The 19362-nt window shown below is 26.5% G+C and carries 26 protein-coding genes; 8 read left to right on the top strand and 18 right to left on the bottom strand.

Annotated elements, in window-relative coordinates; genetic code table 11:
• Positions 1–151: 151 nt before the first annotated feature.
• The 15 genes from Ctaglu_RS21030 to Ctaglu_RS20970 all read right to left on the bottom strand — a co-directional run bounded on the left by Ctaglu_RS21030 (position 152) and on the right by Ctaglu_RS20970 (position 8098).
• A complete protein-coding gene (locus Ctaglu_RS21030; RefSeq protein ID WP_125005433.1) occupies positions 152–433 on the bottom strand; it encodes a hypothetical protein in 282 nt (93 codons plus the stop codon).
• A 70-nt stretch (positions 434–503) separates the two neighbouring features.
• Positions 504–713 carry a hypothetical protein gene (locus Ctaglu_RS21025; RefSeq protein WP_125005431.1) on the bottom strand — a complete coding sequence of 70 codons (210 nt, stop codon included), beginning with the start codon at positions 711–713 and terminating at the stop codon, positions 504–506.
• Between the two features lie 93 nt (positions 714–806).
• On the bottom strand, positions 807–1211 hold the full coding sequence (locus Ctaglu_RS21020; RefSeq protein ID WP_125005429.1) for a hypothetical protein: 405 nt from the start codon (positions 1209–1211) through the stop codon (positions 807–809).
• 70 nt (positions 1212–1281) lie between these two features.
• A complete protein-coding gene (locus Ctaglu_RS25485) occupies positions 1282–1455 on the bottom strand; it encodes a hypothetical protein (RefSeq protein WP_185732883.1) in 174 nt (57 codons plus the stop codon).
• A gap of 135 nt (positions 1456–1590) precedes the next feature.
• Positions 1591–2523, bottom strand: a complete 933-nt coding sequence (locus tag Ctaglu_RS21015) for a hypothetical protein (RefSeq protein WP_125005427.1) — start codon at positions 2521–2523, stop codon at positions 1591–1593.
• Between the two features lie 328 nt (positions 2524–2851).
• A complete protein-coding gene (locus Ctaglu_RS21010; protein WP_125005425.1) occupies positions 2852–3484 on the bottom strand; it encodes a hypothetical protein in 633 nt (210 codons plus the stop codon).
• Positions 3485–3499: 15 nt separating this feature from the next.
• Positions 3500–3865, bottom strand: coding sequence for a hypothetical protein (locus tag Ctaglu_RS21005; protein WP_207669512.1), 366 nt, complete (start codon positions 3863–3865; stop codon positions 3500–3502).
• A 149-nt stretch (positions 3866–4014) separates the two neighbouring features.
• On the bottom strand, positions 4015–4266 hold the full coding sequence (locus tag Ctaglu_RS21000) for a hypothetical protein (RefSeq protein ID WP_125005421.1): 252 nt from the start codon (positions 4264–4266) through the stop codon (positions 4015–4017).
• Between the two features lie 42 nt (positions 4267–4308).
• The gene (locus Ctaglu_RS20995; RefSeq protein ID WP_125005419.1) at positions 4309–4575 is read right to left on the bottom strand and encodes a hypothetical protein; all 267 of its coding nucleotides are present in this window, start codon (positions 4573–4575) and stop codon (positions 4309–4311) included.
• A 129-nt stretch (positions 4576–4704) separates the two neighbouring features.
• Positions 4705–5172 (bottom strand): AAA family ATPase, encoded by a 468-nt coding sequence (locus tag Ctaglu_RS20990; protein WP_125005417.1) that lies wholly within the window; start codon positions 5170–5172, stop codon positions 4705–4707.
• Between the two features lie 671 nt (positions 5173–5843).
• On the bottom strand, positions 5844–6047 hold the full coding sequence (locus Ctaglu_RS20985; protein WP_125005415.1) for a hypothetical protein: 204 nt from the start codon (positions 6045–6047) through the stop codon (positions 5844–5846).
• A 128-nt stretch (positions 6048–6175) separates the two neighbouring features.
• Positions 6176–6475 carry a hypothetical protein gene (locus Ctaglu_RS20980; protein ID WP_125005413.1) on the bottom strand — a complete coding sequence of 100 codons (300 nt, stop codon included), beginning with the start codon at positions 6473–6475 and terminating at the stop codon, positions 6176–6178.
• 343 nt (positions 6476–6818) lie between these two features.
• Positions 6819–7139, bottom strand: coding sequence for a hypothetical protein (locus tag Ctaglu_RS20975; RefSeq protein WP_125005411.1), 321 nt, complete (start codon positions 7137–7139; stop codon positions 6819–6821).
• Positions 7140–7224: 85 nt separating this feature from the next.
• Positions 7225–7398, bottom strand: a complete 174-nt coding sequence (locus tag Ctaglu_RS25480; protein WP_185732882.1) for a hypothetical protein — start codon at positions 7396–7398, stop codon at positions 7225–7227.
• Positions 7399–7675: 277 nt separating this feature from the next.
• Positions 7676–8098: a hypothetical protein gene (locus tag Ctaglu_RS20970; RefSeq protein ID WP_125005409.1), complete on the bottom strand. Its 423-nt coding sequence runs from the start codon at positions 8096–8098 to the stop codon at positions 7676–7678.
• Positions 8099–10325: 2227 nt separating this feature from the next.
• Between Ctaglu_RS20970 and Ctaglu_RS20965 the strand changes: the two genes are divergently transcribed.
• The 3 genes from Ctaglu_RS20965 (at position 10326) to Ctaglu_RS20955 (ending at position 11905) form a co-directional block, all read left to right on the top strand.
• A complete protein-coding gene (locus Ctaglu_RS20965) occupies positions 10326–10577 on the top strand; it encodes a hypothetical protein (RefSeq protein WP_125005407.1) in 252 nt (83 codons plus the stop codon).
• 62 nt (positions 10578–10639) lie between these two features.
• A complete protein-coding gene (locus tag Ctaglu_RS20960; RefSeq protein WP_125005405.1) occupies positions 10640–10990 on the top strand; it encodes a hypothetical protein in 351 nt (116 codons plus the stop codon).
• Between the two features lie 39 nt (positions 10991–11029).
• Entirely contained in the window at positions 11030–11905 is an 876-nt protein-coding gene (locus tag Ctaglu_RS20955) for a hypothetical protein (RefSeq protein ID WP_125005403.1), read from the top strand.
• 523 nt (positions 11906–12428) lie between these two features.
• Here Ctaglu_RS20955 and Ctaglu_RS20950 read toward each other — a convergent pair.
• The 3 genes from Ctaglu_RS20950 to Ctaglu_RS20940 are packed head-to-tail and all read right to left on the bottom strand — an operon-like array spanning position 12429 to position 14093.
• Positions 12429–12746, bottom strand: a complete 318-nt coding sequence (locus Ctaglu_RS20950; protein ID WP_125005401.1) for a hypothetical protein — start codon at positions 12744–12746, stop codon at positions 12429–12431.
• 1 nt (position 12747) lies between these two features.
• Positions 12748–13812, bottom strand: coding sequence for an FtsZ/tubulin family protein (locus Ctaglu_RS20945; RefSeq protein WP_125005399.1), 1065 nt, complete (start codon positions 13810–13812; stop codon positions 12748–12750).
• A gap of 5 nt (positions 13813–13817) precedes the next feature.
• On the bottom strand, positions 13818–14093 hold the full coding sequence (locus Ctaglu_RS20940; RefSeq protein WP_125005397.1) for a hypothetical protein: 276 nt from the start codon (positions 14091–14093) through the stop codon (positions 13818–13820).
• Between the two features lie 844 nt (positions 14094–14937).
• Between Ctaglu_RS20940 and Ctaglu_RS20935 the strand changes: the two genes are divergently transcribed.
• The 5 genes from Ctaglu_RS20935 to Ctaglu_RS20915 all read left to right on the top strand — a co-directional run bounded on the left by Ctaglu_RS20935 (position 14938) and on the right by Ctaglu_RS20915 (position 19252).
• Entirely contained in the window at positions 14938–15651 is a 714-nt protein-coding gene (locus Ctaglu_RS20935) for a helix-turn-helix domain-containing protein (RefSeq protein WP_125005395.1), read from the top strand.
• A gap of 178 nt (positions 15652–15829) precedes the next feature.
• Complete coding sequence (locus Ctaglu_RS20930) at positions 15830–16195, top strand: hypothetical protein (RefSeq protein ID WP_125005393.1); 366 nt, start codon at positions 15830–15832, stop codon at positions 16193–16195.
• Positions 16196–16679: 484 nt separating this feature from the next.
• Positions 16680–17567 carry an antA/AntB antirepressor family protein gene (locus Ctaglu_RS20925; protein ID WP_125005390.1) on the top strand — a complete coding sequence of 296 codons (888 nt, stop codon included), beginning with the start codon at positions 16680–16682 and terminating at the stop codon, positions 17565–17567.
• Positions 17568–17660: 93 nt separating this feature from the next.
• Complete coding sequence (locus tag Ctaglu_RS20920; protein WP_125005388.1) at positions 17661–18494, top strand: BRO-N domain-containing protein; 834 nt, start codon at positions 17661–17663, stop codon at positions 18492–18494.
• A gap of 65 nt (positions 18495–18559) precedes the next feature.
• Positions 18560–19252 carry a DEAD/DEAH box helicase family protein gene (locus Ctaglu_RS20915; protein WP_125005386.1) on the top strand — a complete coding sequence of 231 codons (693 nt, stop codon included), beginning with the start codon at positions 18560–18562 and terminating at the stop codon, positions 19250–19252.
• The last annotated feature ends 110 nt before the right edge of the window (positions 19253–19362 follow it).

Genomic DNA, 19362 nt, shown 5'->3' with positions numbered 1-19362 from the left:
ACCGCCTTTTAAATTATTTGTTTATCCGATAAAACAAGTATAATCTTATTAGTTTAGTTTGTCAATACTATTTATTAAATAATTTCTCTGAATCTTTGTATTTTACAACCTTCCAAATATTTTCAACCTAAAAACAGGGGAAAACTCCCCCTTAATTAATTATTCTTTCTAATTTTTCAACTAATTTAATCTCATTTTTCTTTTGAGTGTCAAGTTCTGCTCCCCAATATCTCGTATCCATTTTATAGTTGGTAAAGGATTCTATAATCAAAGCTTGAATATGTTTCATTTTATCTTTTATGTCGGCTAAGTCATTTAATATTTTGCAAAGCGTTTCAAAATTTTCGTTAACATCATCTTTACCCATTGCAGATATTTCAACTTTTAAATTTTTAGCTTTTTCAATAATTACATTAATTTCAGATTTATCCATTAATAATGCACCTCTTTTATAATTAGTTCTGATTGCATATTTTAAATATATATTGTCATATCCATATTTTTCATATTAGTTGCCCCGAGCACCACCTATGCTTTGTGTTTAGGTACATTTTATATTTAGTCTTACTAATTTCTTTAATCATATAGATATTTTTATTTGAAACAGATTTTTTAATATCTCTAGAACTTCTCATACTTATAAAATAAGCTTCTCTTCTTAACATTGCAGTTACTATTATTTCAGTTATAATATAGAATTTTCTAATTGGCATAGCGAAAACCATCCTTATATTTTATTTTCCATCAATTGGATTAATTACATAATACCATATATAATTTAGTATGTCAATACTATATTTAAATAATTAGTTTATGACCTCCACTATTTTATGAGTATGATAATGTTTATAATAATCATTAATTAATTCATCCAGTGAATTGCTTTTTTCATCCATTATAGCTCCAAATTTATCAAAATAACTTAATTGATATTTAAAATTTGGATTAGTACATGGATGAAATATAATATATTGACTATTATCTTCTATATTTTCAGATTGAAAAGCTCTACAACTTTCAAAAATAGGTCTCAACTTTTCTATATGGTTACTTCTATCTTGCCTATTGGTTTCTATTCTGATTAGAAGATTTGCCATTTTAATATCTTCATGTGCTACTTGACAATTTTCTAAATATTCCTTGGATGAACCCCAATAAGACTTGTCATACACATAAGTAATGGCTATTTCTTTCAATTCGGCATATTCCATTTCTATAATAGCTCCTTTTGTCTTTTATCCTACAAACTACCTTTAATACACACTATTTAAATACGGTTTGTCAATACTGGCTTTGAATAATTTGAATAGCTTCTAAAAAGTCCCACTCAATATTACCAAACATTTTTATTAATATTTGAACTGATTTAGAGAAATCTGCATTCTTAACCTTTAGAGTCCTCTCAAAATTTTTATTCCTACTCTTACTTTTCACATTAATTTTAAATTTCCACATTATAAATTGCCCCCATTCCTGTCCTTCTCTTTTATTTTCAATTTAAAAAAATTGCATATAATTAAATTTTAAGTATAATTTATAATTATTTTTTATGTGAAGAAAATAAGAGGTATCTTCCAACCTCTTTTAAGTTTACTTTATAGTGTTTACTAACACCCTATAGTGCCAACATTGTACTGCATACCCCCCCGCACTAATAGTTTCTACTTTAGCATTTGCTTTTAATCCTTTTGCTATACCGTTTATTTCACCTTTTGAACTAATATTTAAACCACTTAAATCTTTAATTTCTCCAATCACTTCTTTAATTCTGCTGATAAATGTTTCTTTTTTCATTTTAACATCATAGTCTAATATTTTATTTAACATTATATTATTAATCGTTTCATGATGTTCAATTATTTTTTCTAATACTGCCATATCACTTGCAAAATGTGAATCTTTAAACTTTTGGATGTATCTATATCTAATAGTTCTTTTTATTTCTGCTCTCTTATATTCGCTAATTTCAACACTCAATATTTTTTCAACCTCTTCATCTGAATATTTATTAACCATTTCATATCTTCTAGTTTCTTTGTTTCTAATTTCCATTTTAAACTCTTTAAGTTCTTCTAGTGTGATAGCATATTCTGTATACTCTTTAGATACTAATGTAATATATTCTGTTGCTAATTCATTGTAAAATGTTATACATTTTTGTTTCCAATTTTCTAAAAATACATTTAAAACTTCGGGAATTAAATTATTGGTTTCTATCTCTTTAGCTAACTGATTTTCAAGTTGCTCCTGTAATTTTGCTAATGTTACATTTACTTCTCTTATTTTTTTTGCATTGTTTTCTATATCTTTAAGCTTGGATTCATAGTCGCATACATCCCAATAGGCCTCAGAGGTTATTACCTTTCTATCATATTTATCATAATTTTTTAAATCAATTCCTATATCTATTAATGCTTTAGATTTTTTTAGTAACTGTTTATTATGTCTTTCAAGTGTTCCGTTTATTTTTTCTAATTTAGTCTTTGACATTTTGATTCTTTCTTTTATAGTTTCAATTTTCATTTTAGCAACTCCCCATATTTGATTTTGTGTTTATTCCTTACTTCTAAATACATCTTATACCATGAAGTTTAGTCTGTCAATACTTTATTCAAATATCTTATAATTATTTTTGTCTTTACTTCTTTTATTTTGGATATTTAAAAAGTGTCTTATTATGTACTTTTATTCTTCTCTTATACCGTCTGAATCTTGTCCGTCAGCTTCTTTGGCTTCTCTTTAGTACATTATATTAATATATTTATAACATGGCTTAAAATTGAAATTTAGAAGTTTTAATTATCTTTGTCTTTTTGACTTCTCCTAAAAAAAGTAGCTATCATAAGCTACTTTAATAAGTTACCATAATTGTTTTACATCTTTCATTTAAGCCTGCATTACTCATTGATTGAATTGAGGCATAACATTTTATTACTATATTTGTATCATTCATTTCCATTAAACTAATTTTTGAATATTTTTCATTTAATTTTCGTCTGTAATCCATGTCAATATCATTAAAAGCTTTTGTCCTTGCTATTGTGCGTTTCCTATTAATTATATGGTTATCCATTAGATTATAACCTTCATTATCTTTGTGAACTCCATAGCCCTCCATATGGTCTAATACTTCTAGCGTTTCAAAACTTGTATTACATAACTTATTAATAATCTTAATAACATCCTCTTTGTTATATTTAAAGTTGTTTCTTAATTCTTCATGGCTATAATATATTTTATTTATATTGCAATCTTTAGTATCACCAGTTATATAAAATAGGTGACTTATACAAGTTCCCCATTCTGATATAATTTTCATTTTTTTACTCTTTCCACTTGCTTCATATACTGGACTTCTTCCCATCTCTAAATATATTTGTTTTCCCTCATTGTTAATAAATGCAGTTCTTATTCTATAGTTACCGATATTGCTCTCCTCGTCTGTATATTCCATTCCTGCACCCTCAAATAATAATGTTTTCATTATGTTTATACCCCCTTAACCTATTATAAAATATTTTTCATTCTCTTCATTGTCCCATACTTCAAGTATAATTTTGTCATCCTCAGTAATTGCAAATAGTTCAATATTGTATAGCCCTTCATTATCTACAGAAAAAATAGTATTTGTGTTTCCTATCATTGCATAACTACTACTGGAAGTATAAGGTAATCCGAAAAAGCTTTCTATGTCTTTTAATTCATATATTTTTTTAATATTTCCTCTATGGTTCATTAATGATTTTAAATAAAATAATTTTATTAATGCTCTATTAACCTTTTGAAAATCTTTGTCATCCCATTCTGTTTTAAATTTTGGGTTTTCTATCTCTACTAAATTTTTAAACATTGATTTTAAATTCATTATAAATACACTTCCTTTTTTAGTCTTAGCATTCATTCATTTATTATTTTCTATTAGAGTCTATAATTTCGCAAATTTCGTCAACTGTTAAATATCTATCTAGTGCTAGTTGTCTTTCTTCAATTATCTTTATACTAATTTCAACTGTATCATTCATCTTTGCACACTCCTATAATTAGTTCTTTTAATATTTGATACATGATTTTAAAGTATATATTTATACAAAATTTATTTTGAGTTGTTTTTATATTATCTGCTCCTTCATTCTCCCAATACAAATTTAGTCCCTTATAGTAACAGCCTAAAGCTTTTGTGTATTCTTTTATAATAAATATTTCATCTTGAGTTAAAAATTTATTCATTTCTAATATGCAATCTTCAGCTATATTTTTTAAATACATTATTCTTTCTACCTCCTTACTCATTCATTTCTACATTATTGTTTAGTAATTATCTCTCATGAATTGACCTATAAAATAAATTACTCCAGTATTCGTTGTAAAGCTTGGTTGAAATAATCCGTCTTCACTATCGGCATAACCCGTTATATTGTCTGTATCCTCAAGATACTCAATTTCGGCTTCTAATACTTCTTTATCATGTGAATACTGATAAGAAACACTGTCTCCATCTTCAGATACACATATTTTTAATGCATGTGAGTTACTTAATCCTAAAGTTGCACAGTTACCTAATTTTTCAATTTCCATTATATAAAGCCACCTTATTATTTTATTTTTATGTTTAACAAGCCAGTTTAAAAATATATTCCTAATCCAGTATGTAAATACTATTAACAAGAAAGAATTACAGTTTTACGGTAACTGCAAACCGTCTTATTAGTTATTATCTACGACTTTGATTATATCTCCCATTGAACTTAATATTTCAAAACTTATGGCCATTGTCTCAAATTTTTCCCTAATTATTTCTTCGGGTACATTTCTTTCTCTTTTTGAATTTCTTTCTAAACTTGTTTTCAATGAAACTTTAACATATAGTAATGTGACTTCATATCCTTCGACCTGTAAATCTCTTATGTATTTTGCCATTTTTTCGGTGTTTGTTCCAGTTCCATCAATGATTATATTTTTTTCTTCGATTATTGCCATTGCTATTCTTTTCTTTGTCTCTACTTGTGACCATGAATGGTATACTTGAGGTTGCTTAGGGTCATAATCCAATTTTTCTGCTTTGATTAAGTCGGGGTCGATGTTTGTGTAATCTCCGTTTAAAAATCCTAAATTGTTTAAAACTGTACTTTTTCCACTTGCAGGTAAACCCATTGTTAAAATTGCTTTTTTCATAATCAATCACTCCTTAAATTTTGTTTTGCCGTGTGTTTCTATAAACATAATATCATATGTAATTTAGTCTGTCAATACTATTTCATAATTATTTTTTATGACTTGTTTTATTGGTGCGGTGAAGTTTGTTTCGGTTAGTGTGGTGCGTTTGTCCCTTGCTTCTGTAATTAATATACCATGTTCATGTTTAGTTTGTCAATACTATTTAAAAAATACTTTTAAACTATTTTCCAAACCCTGTAATACCAATGCTTAAGAGGTATAATTATTTTTGACTTTTTATAATTATTTGTTATTCTTAATTTATTTAATTATTCTGAAAATTCCACATCGTTCGGCATGGGGCAAACAATATTATTTTAAATATGAAAAATTGTTCGTGGTTTACTCTGAATACGTTTACATATACAAATAATATATATTCCTTAACCTTGGAATTACAACCGTTAAAACCCTTTAAACCCTGTTTTATAGTATCACATGTGATTTTTGAGCGACCTTTATATATATTTAATACAATTATACGCTTTTATGCTACAATGCAAAAGTAATCGTTTACATAGAGTTATGTTGTTAACAGATTTAGTAAACGTTTACATGTGAATAAATAAAAAAAGTTACTGATTATTCAGTAACTCGATATAATGTATTATTGTTTATAAATTCAATTCCTAAAGTTTTAACTCTTGAATTAAAAAATGCTTTATATCTTCATTGGTGTTATATGTAAATAATTCGCCTGTGCTATAATATATTCCATTCCTATATTGTAAGGGTGTTTTTATTGCAAGTGCTAAGGTTTTTATATTTTCTTTAAAATTATTATATTCCTCTTTGCTCATTTTTTTATCATGACAATATTTTGCTATATTCATTATTAACAACCGCCCTCTTATTTAAATTTGAAATACTTGATTACAATTACAAGTATATATTATATAGTTTAATATGTCAATACTATTTTATAATTAGTTTTGACAATGAAAAAAGGTAGCTTTATTAGCTACCTTTCTAATATCTCATAATCAGTTATTCCATATTCATTATTTTTATAATCGGTGTAATTAACTCCAAAGCTTTCAAAGAATAAATTTACATTATCTTTCTTGAAAGTTTTTAGTAAGATATCTTTTATTTCTCTATTAAAAATATTCTCAGTTCCTAATATATTTGCAAATTGTCTAACAGTTTCATATTTTATGTATGCACTTTTTATGTCCTTGTTAATAATTAAGTTTGCTACATTTTTAGCATTTTTATATAGTGCAGTTTCTATAAGTTGCGTTTCTTTCTTGTTTATCATTTTTAATAACCACCTTTTTATTTTAGTTTGTTTCGTTTACTACTTTGTTTCTAAAATAAGTATACAATGTTCGTGTTTAGTTTGTCAAGCTTATTTTATAATTAGTTTTTATACAATTCATAAATGAGGTATTTAAAGGATTTACAAGGATATTTATTTTAATATTTTATAATTATTTGCATATGTTATTATTTTGTAATTATGCTAAATTATAAATATAATTCGTACTGGTACGAACATTTTTATTATAAATATATTTTATCATTAGTGTTTTACTAATTTATAAATTGTATACGTTTACATTAGGGTAAAATAAAAAGTAGCTTCTCAGCTACCTTTAAAATTAATCCAATATATTCCATAAAAGAGGTTCATCATCATCTGTTACACTAGTGTTATTATCATCAAAAATGACATATAAATGTTTCCTATTTAAGGACTTGTTTAAAACGTTCAATATATTTTTGTCGCATGGTATACCCTCACAGATTTCTAGCCCCCATAAGTCTCCGCTAGTTGTTATTATATTCATGCTATAACCGTAATCGGTATATGTAATATTTTTTATTACCGCCCCTGTTTTGATTATTTTCGCCTGTGCTACATTTGTACCCAACATTAATATTATTATTACACTTGCAAAGATTATTGATATTTTTTTCATTATAAAAAACCACCTTTTAAAATTAGCTTGTAAAAGCTTTATTAAGGATATAAGGCTTATTTTTCATTATATCCTTTAAAAACTTTTAAAATTTTACTATTCCTGCACTTGTACTTTTATATCCTAAAGAATGTAAATAATCCCCATATTCATCTTGAAAATTTTCAATTAAAGATTCCTCATATTTTGTTAAATTGTTTGTATCGGCATCCCATGTAATAAGCATCCATTTTTGAAAAGTCATAAATTTATTATCCATTTTAACAACCGCCTTTTATAATTATTTTTAATATGTACTGCAATTACTATAATATATCATATGGTTTAGTTTGTCAATACTATTTTATAGTTAGTTTTCATTAAATTTTTTATACCTGTTTTATTATATAATGTTTATATCTATAATTCATTTATAACCCTATTAAAACATGCCTAATATCAATTATAAGCTACTTTATAGTTATTTAGATATAATATAGAATCATTGTTATTATATTGTTATATGCTTGTTTTAGGATAATAAAAAAAGTAACTTTTCAGTTACTTAATTTTAAACCTTTTAATAATTCATTCATTTTTTCAACCCTTTTTAAGTCAGCCCATCTACCATTTATGAATTGTAAAAAACATTCTGCAAAATTTTCATAGCAATTTTTTTCTGCCCTTCTTGATTTACCTATTGAATTAAACCGTATTTCTTTATTATTAAAATATACATCATGGATGTAATGCCCTATTTCATGTATTACAGTTTTTTCTGCATATTCTCCAATTACTAAATATATTGTTTTGTTCGGTGTGTTATAAACTCCAATTATATCATGCTCATTAATTATTTTCATTGCTTTTAATTCCTTTTCCGTTACTTCTATAATTTTAGGTATATTAATATTTATTTTAGAATTTATTTTTAATATAGCAGTTTCAATTATTGTTAAATTTTCTATGTTGTTTTTCATTTTAATGCAACCCCTTTTTTATTAAATTGAATCTAAAATAAGTATAATCTTATTAGTGCAACATGTCAATACTTTATTTTATAATTGTTTATTATAAAACTTTTCTATATATAAGCAGAGATTTTTTTATACCTCTATTTTATTTTTAATATATGGATTTTACTGGATATATTAAAATATTCATATTATATTTATTGAATATATGGAGCGTTGAATATTATTCACTAATTATTGCATAACGTTGTATATTATACATTACTGTAATTAATGATTATATATCATATTATATAAATATATGAATATATACTAATATTTATACCTCTTAATTAATGTAAATTACTGTATAAGTTTATCGTTTATCAATAAATATCACCCTTTTTATGCCTGTTTTGAATATGCCCCTGTATATTTATGCATTATTCATGTATAATCATGTATATAGTATTGAATACCATTAAGTAATGGCTTAGGCAATGGGTTTACAACTTCGATTGTGTTGAATTATACATCGAATATTCATTTTTAAGCGATAACTTACACACGCTATTGTTATATAATTATTTATAATCCATTATAAAAAATCAGCAGAATCCAACAGTATTCACACTCTCACTTTACTGCATTGAAGTATAAGATAAGTAACTATGTATGTATATAGCACATATAGCATATATATATATTAAGTATCAAATAGATACCAACTATATACAATATACTAAGCATCTATACAGCATATAGTATGTGACATGTATGGTATGTATTTATATAATAGTTAATATCTATCGAAGGTATACACCGTTATTAGATTGCAGGTATATAATAAGTAGTAAGTGTATATAAGTTGCTTAGTATATAAAAGATACCTACTATTATATTTAACACTACATGTTAGTTATGCCCTAAGTATATATAATCATTGTATGTATATATACTATCTATTAATGTTGATACTATATACAGTAATGATACTATGTATCATATAAGATGTTATGACATATGATATACTATGTATATGGTTGACAGTTAGTGTCATATTAGCCATTAGTATATAAATGATACCATGTATATCATATATGCAAAGTATAATAATAGTAAAGGTTAATACTATTGGTCTATTTGTCTTTACCTCTTTGTCTTTCTTTCTATTATTGTAATACAGTTTAATATTTTAGTCAATTATGACTTATTTATTGTATGCCCTGTGCTGAATTTATATAGTATAGTTTCTTTATAATGAGGATATATAAGGTTTGAAGTGCGTTCATTATGATTTTTTTATGTGTGTGGATAGTGGATTATAGGAGGTTGTGAGGTTGTATTGAGTGAATTGTTTTGGTTGGAGGTGATTGATTGGAATTGTTGTTTGGCAGTTGTATTGGTGATTGAGTGTGATTTAAGTTTATATTAGATAAGTTCTTTATGTAAAATCATGTTAAAAACGAAATTGTCAAGAACTTTTTTATCTCTTATCCTTATATTGTCATTTTCAAATATCATTACTCTTAAACAATAATCACTATCCATAATCACATAAAAATGATAAAATGAGGCACAGCAGACCTTTACAGACCAACAACCCTTTATAATATACATTATAGAGGGTTAAAAAACTATATGGGGGGTACGTTTTTACTTTTAAAACACCTTTTTTACCATAAATTCCCGTGAGCATATCTAAACTTATCGTCATTTAAAATCACAATCAAATTATCCCTACTCTACAATCCCAGTTAATACAATCTCCAATTCCATCTCATAAATCCAAATTTACCCAATATATCCCCTACTCAAAATTAATCATAAATTCCCAATAATCCTAACCCACATATTATTCCCAAGCATAATCATCACCTAAAAAAGACTCGTAAAAACAGTCGAAAAACTATATCTATATAAATGAAAACTACTAAAATAAAAATGTACCCTACTTCCACGTTGGAAACTGATATCAATAAAAATCAACTTAACATATACTCTTAACAAACAATAACCACTCAAAAACACCCTTCTAACCAAAAGAAATAAATAATAGGCTCAATGTATAGGGAGGGGTGGGGTTACGTATTACAGGTCAAATTAGAGTATATGTGATACATGGGGTAAGGTTATAAAAAATATTTATAAAATGATATTGATATATTAGTATTAAGGGTATATAATAAGATTGTAAACATGAAGTTTTAAGAATTAATTCCGAATCAAAATCTCAAGAGAGGAGAAAATTAATATGATATGTAAAATGTATAGTAAAGAATGTAAAGATGTAACAATGGAAGAATGTAACTTCACATGTATTAATGATGATAACTTAACTAAATTTTTAGTAGAAAGTGTATGTAATGAATATGGAAAAGATTATCCAGATATATACCAATATGATGAATCCCGATTATGTAATAGTTGTCTAACCAAGAAATTTTCAAGATTTATTGTAGAAACGCAAAAGCCAATAATAAACTGTACATATAATAATGATTAAGGAAGAATGAGTAAAACGAATGATGATTAATCATTATTATATGTCAATAAGGAGTAATATATATGAGCAATATGACAGAGATAATAAAGGAATTATTAACAAGTAAACAAATACATTTTCATAGTTCAGCAGAAAATAATATGTTAAAAGAAATGGATAGATTTAGAGGAAGAGAATCAAGGAGTCTAAATATTGAAGGAATGAAAGGATTTCAAAGAGGTAAAATAGTAAATATTAATAGTAATGAGGAACTTTTCAATAATGAATATCTAATGTCCCCTATTCCAATAGAACCCCTAAAGTTTGATATACTTCAATTAGATTCTCAGCAATTAATTCAGAAAACTCTTGAGCAACAAATATATAATTTATCAAAGATACCGAGTGAATTATTAAATAGCAATAAAAAATAAATATAAAACACAAATAAGAAAGGTGGAGTTACTGTATTAATGAGTAAACAGTTAGGTACATATGATATAGAGACAGAGGCAAAGGTTGGATTTGTAACAGTATATGATATAGATGATAAGTTAAGGGGTAAGAAATTTTTAGAGAAAAAGAAACAGAATATAGAATTTCAAGAAATGCAGGATACAATTTGTGGCAATTTCGTATTCTTCATATTTAAAAATATAAATCATCTGCAAGAGATATTGAATGATAGTGAGTTAGCTAAGTTTGTATTTATAGGGACATACATAAAAAAGAATGGTGCATTGATGGAAGATAATAATAAAGTTTATATAACAAAAGAAGTGCTAAAGCAAAAATTAAAACTTGGAAGTACAAATTTCCCCCTATTCTATAATAAAATTTTACATAATAAATTAATAGAGCAACGTGGAGATAAAATATATATCAATATTGCTTACTTTTACAGGGGCAATGAGGTAGAGTATAAGAAAATATCCAGTAATAAACTAGAGGACTTCACAAGATTATATACTAAGACAACAAGAGAGCTATTTATTCAAACACCAGTAAGAGGTCAAGGCAAATTAGTTATAGTGTATAAGTTGCTTCCATATGTAAATTGGAAATATAATGTTCTATGCAAAAATTCAGATGAAATAAATAAAGATAAGATTGAGCTTTTAACAGTTGGAGATGTAATTGACTTATTGGGATATAATAGGAGCAATACATCAAGATTTAAAAAGGACTTCTATGGATTGAAATATTGTAATTATAATATATTCAAAACAATACAAGGCGATATGGATTATAGTAAAAGTACCGTAGCAGTAAATCCATTATTATATTATAAAGGGTCAGATTCAAATGAGTTTAAAATGTTAATGTTACACTTTGGCATAAAAATATAAAGTTGTAATTCTAAATATACTTATTAGGAATGAGGTAACGAATGAGTATTAAGTATATTTAAGAGTAAGGATGTCAGTTTATCCTTACTCTTCATTTATAAGTAAATTTAACGGGTTAGGCTAAAACAATAAGGTATCGAAGAGTTACCTATGAGACAATTAAAAGACTTGTCACATAGGAATATAGTCTACTATCGTATCCTATATTAATAAGTACATGTTCACTATATTCACATTTAAAACACATAAGAGTAAAGAGAGGACATTGACAACCTAATCGGAGCTAATCTTTATACTACAAGTATTACAGGCGATATTTTAGACCGAAAAATCAACGGTCAATGACTGAAAAAGGGCAAAAATCAACGGTCAATGACTGATTTTACAGAACTATATTATAGATAATGAACACAGGTGTCATAGGAGATGTATACAAGCTAAAAGCCTATTAGAGTAAATACAATCAATTTAGGTAATCTAGCACCTTTTATGATTAAATCGTTCTAATAGGCTTTGAAATGTCTTATAAACTAAACCTTTGTCTTAAATACATTAAATCTTTAATGTTAATAACCATATTTTTATCTAACCAAAATACTCCTGTGTTAGAATATTCCTCTGGATATTTGAACCATGTCAAATCTTTTGTTCCTTCAAAAACTGTACTACTTTCATATGCTCCATCAATAGGTAGTACTCCAATAAAAAAATTATTTTCTTTTTCATTTGTTGCTACAGTTACAATCTTTGTTATTTTGCTATTAGGAGAAAAGCCATCTAAATCAATAAATTTTCCTAATAAACGTTCAAGTTCTTCTCTAACTATATTCCAATTTTTCATTCTAGTTATCCCAAAAGCTATCATCTGCAAATAACTCATTTAAGTCTGAACTGGTGATTCTACTTTTTGTTGGAACTTCATCTTTCTTACTTGCATTTGTAGGCTTATTTCTTTTTATAATGATATCTTCTTCAACAACTCTTTTTCTTTTTTTATTCTTTAATTCTTTTAATGCCTCGCATACCAAGTCAATTGTTTCTTTAGGCATTTCACATCCACCTAATAATATTTTAGTTTCATTATCTGTGTTTTCGTTAAATTTACTAAAATCATAACATTCAAATTCTTCTTTTATAAACTTAATACTAAAATCATTTGTATTGATATCCCCTATCATCTTATCACATTCAAAATTGCTAGGCATATAAAACATACTATTTTTAATTGCAGTATCTATGGCCTCTTCTCTATTTTCTATATTTTCATCTAATTTCAAGAATACTTTATATCCAACTGTAGAATGTACTTTTAGTGAATCCGAGGTATCTAGTTTTCCATTAACCATATTAAAACTTTCATCTAATTGCTTCATAGCTTTAATATTAACTTCTTTTTCGCTTCCCTTATTGTTATCTATATATTGAATGGAATCTATAATATTATTTTTCTTAAGGGCAGACACTTCATTCCAAAATTGAATAGCATTCTCAAAATCTGTGCTAGTTTCAGTAAGGGCAGGAAACGTTATAGCTAGATTAATACTTTTTTCTGAACATTTACTCTTAATTAATTTGGCATACATAAGGGTTGCCATCGAGCCTGTCCCACCATTTGCACTAGCAAGAAACAAAAAGTATGGTTGTGTAAATTTCTTAATCATAACATAAAACTTAGGAGCTTCTTCTTTTGCAAACTGTTTCATTTTTTCCATATCTTTGCCACAACCATCTGCATTAGATATGTAAAAACATCTTCTATCTTTATCAAAATATTCTAATTCATCCATTTCACTAAGATTACTATTTAAAAACAGTCCACCATAACGAGCATCTAGCTTCATTAGTTCATTTAGTTGACGATTACCGCATCCCCCTGCTCCAATAACAAGTATATCTTCTTTTTTCATATTAATTACCTCCCAAATATATTTAGTCTTAAGCTATTTAATTCTGTAAATCCTTCTTCTGTTAACATATAAGTCTTTGTTCTAACAATAGAAGCACCTTCTGAAATGAAACCGACTTCTGTAAATCTTTTAATGGCTAACCTAATCTTCTTATCAGATAATTGTGTTTTAAGCTTTATTTCATTTATGCTTGTACCATTAATTTTACATAAACCTTTTTTTTCATCATTCCTATCAATTACTGATTTTAATATTTTATAGTCGTTCTCTGTAAAAACCATGTTATCCAGTTTTATTTCACCTCTACTTTAAATGATAGTTATTTAGCAGTCTAATGGAAATGAATTGGTATCAAATAAGAATAAGTTAGAACGCAAGTGGTTCTTAATTGGAATTTAATTAGACTTTAATTGGAACTCACTTGGTAGTAACTTAGCAATTACTTTTCTTGAACTCATATTAACATATAAGAACAATAGTTGCAATACCCTATTGGAAAATTTTACCGAATATTTAAAATGGCAGTAGTATGGTATTATAATAGAACTAAAATGGTATCTTAATGGCACTATAATTATCCTTTAAAGTAGTTAAATAATACTACAATACACCTGTATTATACTTATATTAGTAATAAAATGAGATTTAATTGGTATTAATACGGCATTATATTATCAATATCTAATATAAATGCTTATTTAATAGATATAAACCCCTTTTTTAGACCAAAGTAAAGCAAAATCATTGAATATAGCTATCAAAGTGAAGTAAAAGCCTCATAATGGTCAATTAAAGCAAAGTAAAAGGTGCATAAATATGTATTATAGTAAACCCAAAGTATCATATTGTTAACCTAAAGTAAAGCGAAACTTTCACATAATTAAATAGTAGTAAACCCAAAGTAACACTATATAATGCTAGAGCAAAGTCAAAGTATAAATAAGTTAATGTAAATCAAAGCCGAAGTAACACTTAATATAAGCAAACAAAACTCTAAGCAATATTTAATTAAAGTAAACCAAATTTTAACTACTATTAATGTAGAGCAAAAGTTAATATATACTTTTACTTTGAATATGTTATACTTATAGTATGATTTAGTTTAAGGAAGGAGAATCAATTATTATGGAAGACTTTCAAGATGTTGATTATCATGGTGTAAATGAAACTGAAAAAGAAATCAGAGGAAAAGTGTTATTCTATTCAACCTCACAAGTTGCCACATTACTAGGAGAAACTGATAGTAAAATAAGATATTATACAAGTGTGTTTAATGACACTTTAGATATTCAATTTTCAAATAAACAAAGAAGATACAAAGATGAAGATATCAAAAAACTTAAATATATACTTGAGTTAAAACAAGAGGGTTTAACCTTAAAGCAAATTGCAGAGTATATTTCTGAGGTATCTTTAGAAGAAGGGGAAGGTATTCAAATAAAAGAAAGTAACCCTCTGAGTATAAAAGCAATAGCTATCACACTTCTTGAGGAGCAACACACTCAATTTTTAGAATTAAAAAAGGAAATGAAAGAAGAACAACATAACCAATTAATAGAAATTAAAGAAGAATTGATAAGTACATTAAAAGAAAACTATGAAGGGTTAAAAGATAATATAATAGAGCAGATAGCTACTAATATAGATGATATTATTGGAAATAAATTAAATGAGGTAGTAGAAGGGCAGGCTAAAATTAAAGAGCATGATATTGAGTTAGTAGGACTACTGAAAGAGCAGATGGAAGAAAGGAAAGCAGATTTTTTTCAAATAAAACTATTAAATGAGCAACAAAACAAAAGTTTTTGGAAAAAATTAGTTGAATTATTTAGTAAATAGAGATTTAAATTTAAATAGACCTTAACTAAGGTTCTAGGATGAAAGGGGTTGAGATATAATTATTAAAATATTAGAATTTGATATAGAAAATACAATATCTTTATTTGAAGAAGTTAAAGATAAGTTAGAAAAGGGACTATGTTATAATAACACACTGAATTTAGTTACAGAATGTTTATTGTCTCAATTTAAAGTAGATATAGTCAAAATAGGATACTGTTATGTTGGAGGCTTAGGATGTCAATTAACAAGACATTGTGTGGTTATAACTAATAAGAACAAAGTTATAGATATATCTGCCTTGTTAAATAATAATAAACATAATTTAAAAGAAATTATTGATGAAGATAGTATTAAATATTATATTTTTGCAGAATTAGACTGTAGTGAATATTCAAGACTATTGGAAGAAGAGACATATAACCCCGAGTTAAAAAAAGGATTAGTAATATATGAAAAAATTATGATTCAATACCTGTATGAAAATAATTTAGAAGTAAATGATTATGACTTTAATAAATACTTATTACCTCTTACAAAGTAAAATTAAGAGTAATATAGTATCTAATATCAGAAAGAAAATGATGATATGGTGTTAAAACTCATTTTAAGCCTCGTGGTGAGTTTTAAATAGTGGTCTATAGACTAAATACCTAGATAACACCTAATCTATATTACAATAGGGTACAATAGAGGCAACTTCACATTATAGAAGTTATAATGCTATATATTTTTAAGTTTCAAGAAGTTTTATAAAAAATAATTATAAAATATAAAGAAAGTTTTTTACAATGATATTGAGTGGTGATATAATAGTTTTTGTAAGGAAGAATAAACCAAAAAAATACAGGGAGATGTATTCATGATTTTAGATAAAATTATATCATACATAAATATAAAACGCCACGGATTAATATTCAAAAGAAATAAAATGGAACTTGATTTATATTCACTAATGAGCCAAGGAAAAAAACCTAAGAACCTAAAATAATAGTCCATATAGACTTAAAACTTAAGGAGCTATAATTATGAATGAATTGATTAAAGTAGTCGAGGATGCTAAAGGTAATAAATTAGTAAGTGCAAGAGAATTACATATTTTCTTGGAAAGTAAGCAAGACTTTAGTACATGGATAAAAGGCAGAATAAAAAAGTATAATTTCATAGAAAATGAGGATTTCTCCACATTCCATATTTTTGTGGAACGTGAAGATAGTAATTTAAAAAGCAAAACAACAGAGTATGCTATAAATATTGATATGGCAAAAGAATTATCGATGATAGAACATACTATTAAAGGTAAAGAAGCAAGAAAATATTTCATAGCATGTGAAAAAAGTTTAGGAGAAGCAGTTCAGATGTTAACAGAAGAACAAAAACTTCAATTATCAATATTTAATGCCGAAGATAAAAATGGTGTAATAATTGCATCGGGTGAATTGGATAGGTATAGAAGAAATCAATTAAAAGAGAAAGATATCTTATTAATAAGTGCAGGAAAGTATAAAGGGATAGTAGACGATTTTTTATCTACTGATGGATTATATAGTGTAGCAGTTTTATCTAAAGTATTAGGAATTAAAAAACTAGGGACAGGTAATCTTTACAAGTATTTAAGAGATAATAAAATAATTATGACAGACCTATATCTTAATAAAGACGGAGAAGAAAGAGTAGGACTTAAACATTATACTGCATTTGCTAGTTATTGCAATGCTCAACAATATTTTAGACATAATGCTAATCCTTATAAGGTAAAAGGGAAAACATTCATGAGCAATATTGCAATGTTCACGCCCGTAGGTGTTGCTTGGATATATAAAAGATTGCAAAAGGATGATTACATAGTAATTAAAGATTTAGAAACAATAATAAAAGAGTTAAAACTTGAAGAGTCAAAAATAAAAGTGGCTTAATGAAAAGTAATTATAAAACGATATAAATAATACATATTATTATGTATATAAATACGCTCATAGAAAATACATAGTATATAAGGAGAATGAAAAATGAGTAAAAATTTGATAGATAATTGCGAGTCTCAAATAGGGTTTTCAGATGAATTTAGCTATGGAAATCAGCTTATAAAATATGAGGTTAGCAAAGACAATAACCTTAGTTTATATGTTGAAGACTGTGCTTTAGCATTAGGTATAACTCAAACTAAGAAATTAAAAGATGATTCAAAATCATTAACAGTTAGATGGGAAAGAGTTTATGACGATTTAGTTGGGATTGAGAGAATCCCCACCGTTGGGGATTTTAAAAATCTTGATGCAGATGTAAAAAAACAGATAAGAAAAGAAATGAAATCAATGACTATAACTGAACCTCAATTATATTTATGGAGTTTTAGAGTGGAGGGGGCACAAGGTAAGCAATTTAGAGAGTGGTTAGCTATAACTGTGCTTCCGAATTTAAGAGAACACGGAATATATGTAAATGGAATGGAGAGTATGTCTCCCGAAGAAATTAAAAGAGTTACTGACGAAAGAGTTGAAATGTACATCTTACGTAAATTTGGAATAGGAATCCGTAAAAGTTTAACTGATACAATACAGAAGGTCTTAAACCCTGCTCCATATGAGGGATACATCTATGCTAAATATACAAATATAGTTTATAATATCTTATTAGGAATGGATTGTAAAGAATATAAAGAGATGATAGGATTAAATAAAAAAGATAGTTTAAGAGATAAATTTAGAGATTCGGGGAATGAAAAAGCTTTAAATAGCATAGCTAAAGCAGAGGATTTTATGGGGAACTTAATGATGTCGGGAATAACAGATGATACAATGTTAAAGAATTTAATAACTAATTGGTATGCAAAAACAGAATAAAAATAATTATAAAATTATATATGCAATGAATTAGATAATACATAATATAAGGGAGAATGATAAAAATGAAAGTAGCAAGAAATATTAATGGATTAATTGTGAATATAACAAACTCAGTACCTAATATGGAATATAAATGTCCAGTATGCGGAGATTCATTAACTCGTAACTTTGGAGTTTTAAAGCAATATTTTAGTCATTTTAAAGGAACAGGAGAAGAATGTGAATTAAAATATAAAATATTTGAGAATGGCGAATCAAATTTGAAAGATAGTGACTTAGATATACTTAAAAGAGAATATTATGATAAAAAGTTTGAGGGTATAAGTACAGAATTATCCGATTATAAATCTGATGAAGGATTCTTCTTAACTGAACAACAAAAGTCAATTATAAACTCAACAGAAGATAAAATAGTAGTATCTGCTTTGGCAGGTTCTAGTAAAACAACAACAATGTATTACTATTGCAAAGCAAGACCATGCAAGGAATTTCTTTACTTAGTATATAATAGTAGTATGAAAAAAGAAGCAGATATGACATTCGGGAAATTAAGAAATGTAGAAGTTAGAACGATACATAGCTTGGCCTATAAATATGTTGGAGCATTCTATAAAGATAAATTAACATTCAATTATGGAGCAATAGATATTATTAAGGATTTGGGTATGAGGTGGACAGACCAAGAAATTGCAATCAAAGTTGGCTTAATGATGAAAGAATATATGCTGTCAAATGTTATGTTTTTGGCAAGCTAAAAACCATGCATTGCGGAACTTAATTTTTCCAGCACCCTATTTCCATTATTGGGTATTCATGGTTGAGTGTGTTAAGCGGTAGCTTGGGCCACTAAAAACTAATAAATGGC

The sequence above is a fragment of the Clostridium tagluense genome (assembly GCF_003865095.1).
In the GTDB taxonomy this organism is placed as follows: Bacteria; Bacillota; Clostridia; order Clostridiales; family Clostridiaceae; genus Clostridium_AD; species Clostridium_AD tagluense.
Note: the sequence above shows the minus strand (reverse complement) of the source record. Positions and strands in the feature narration are given on the sequence as shown.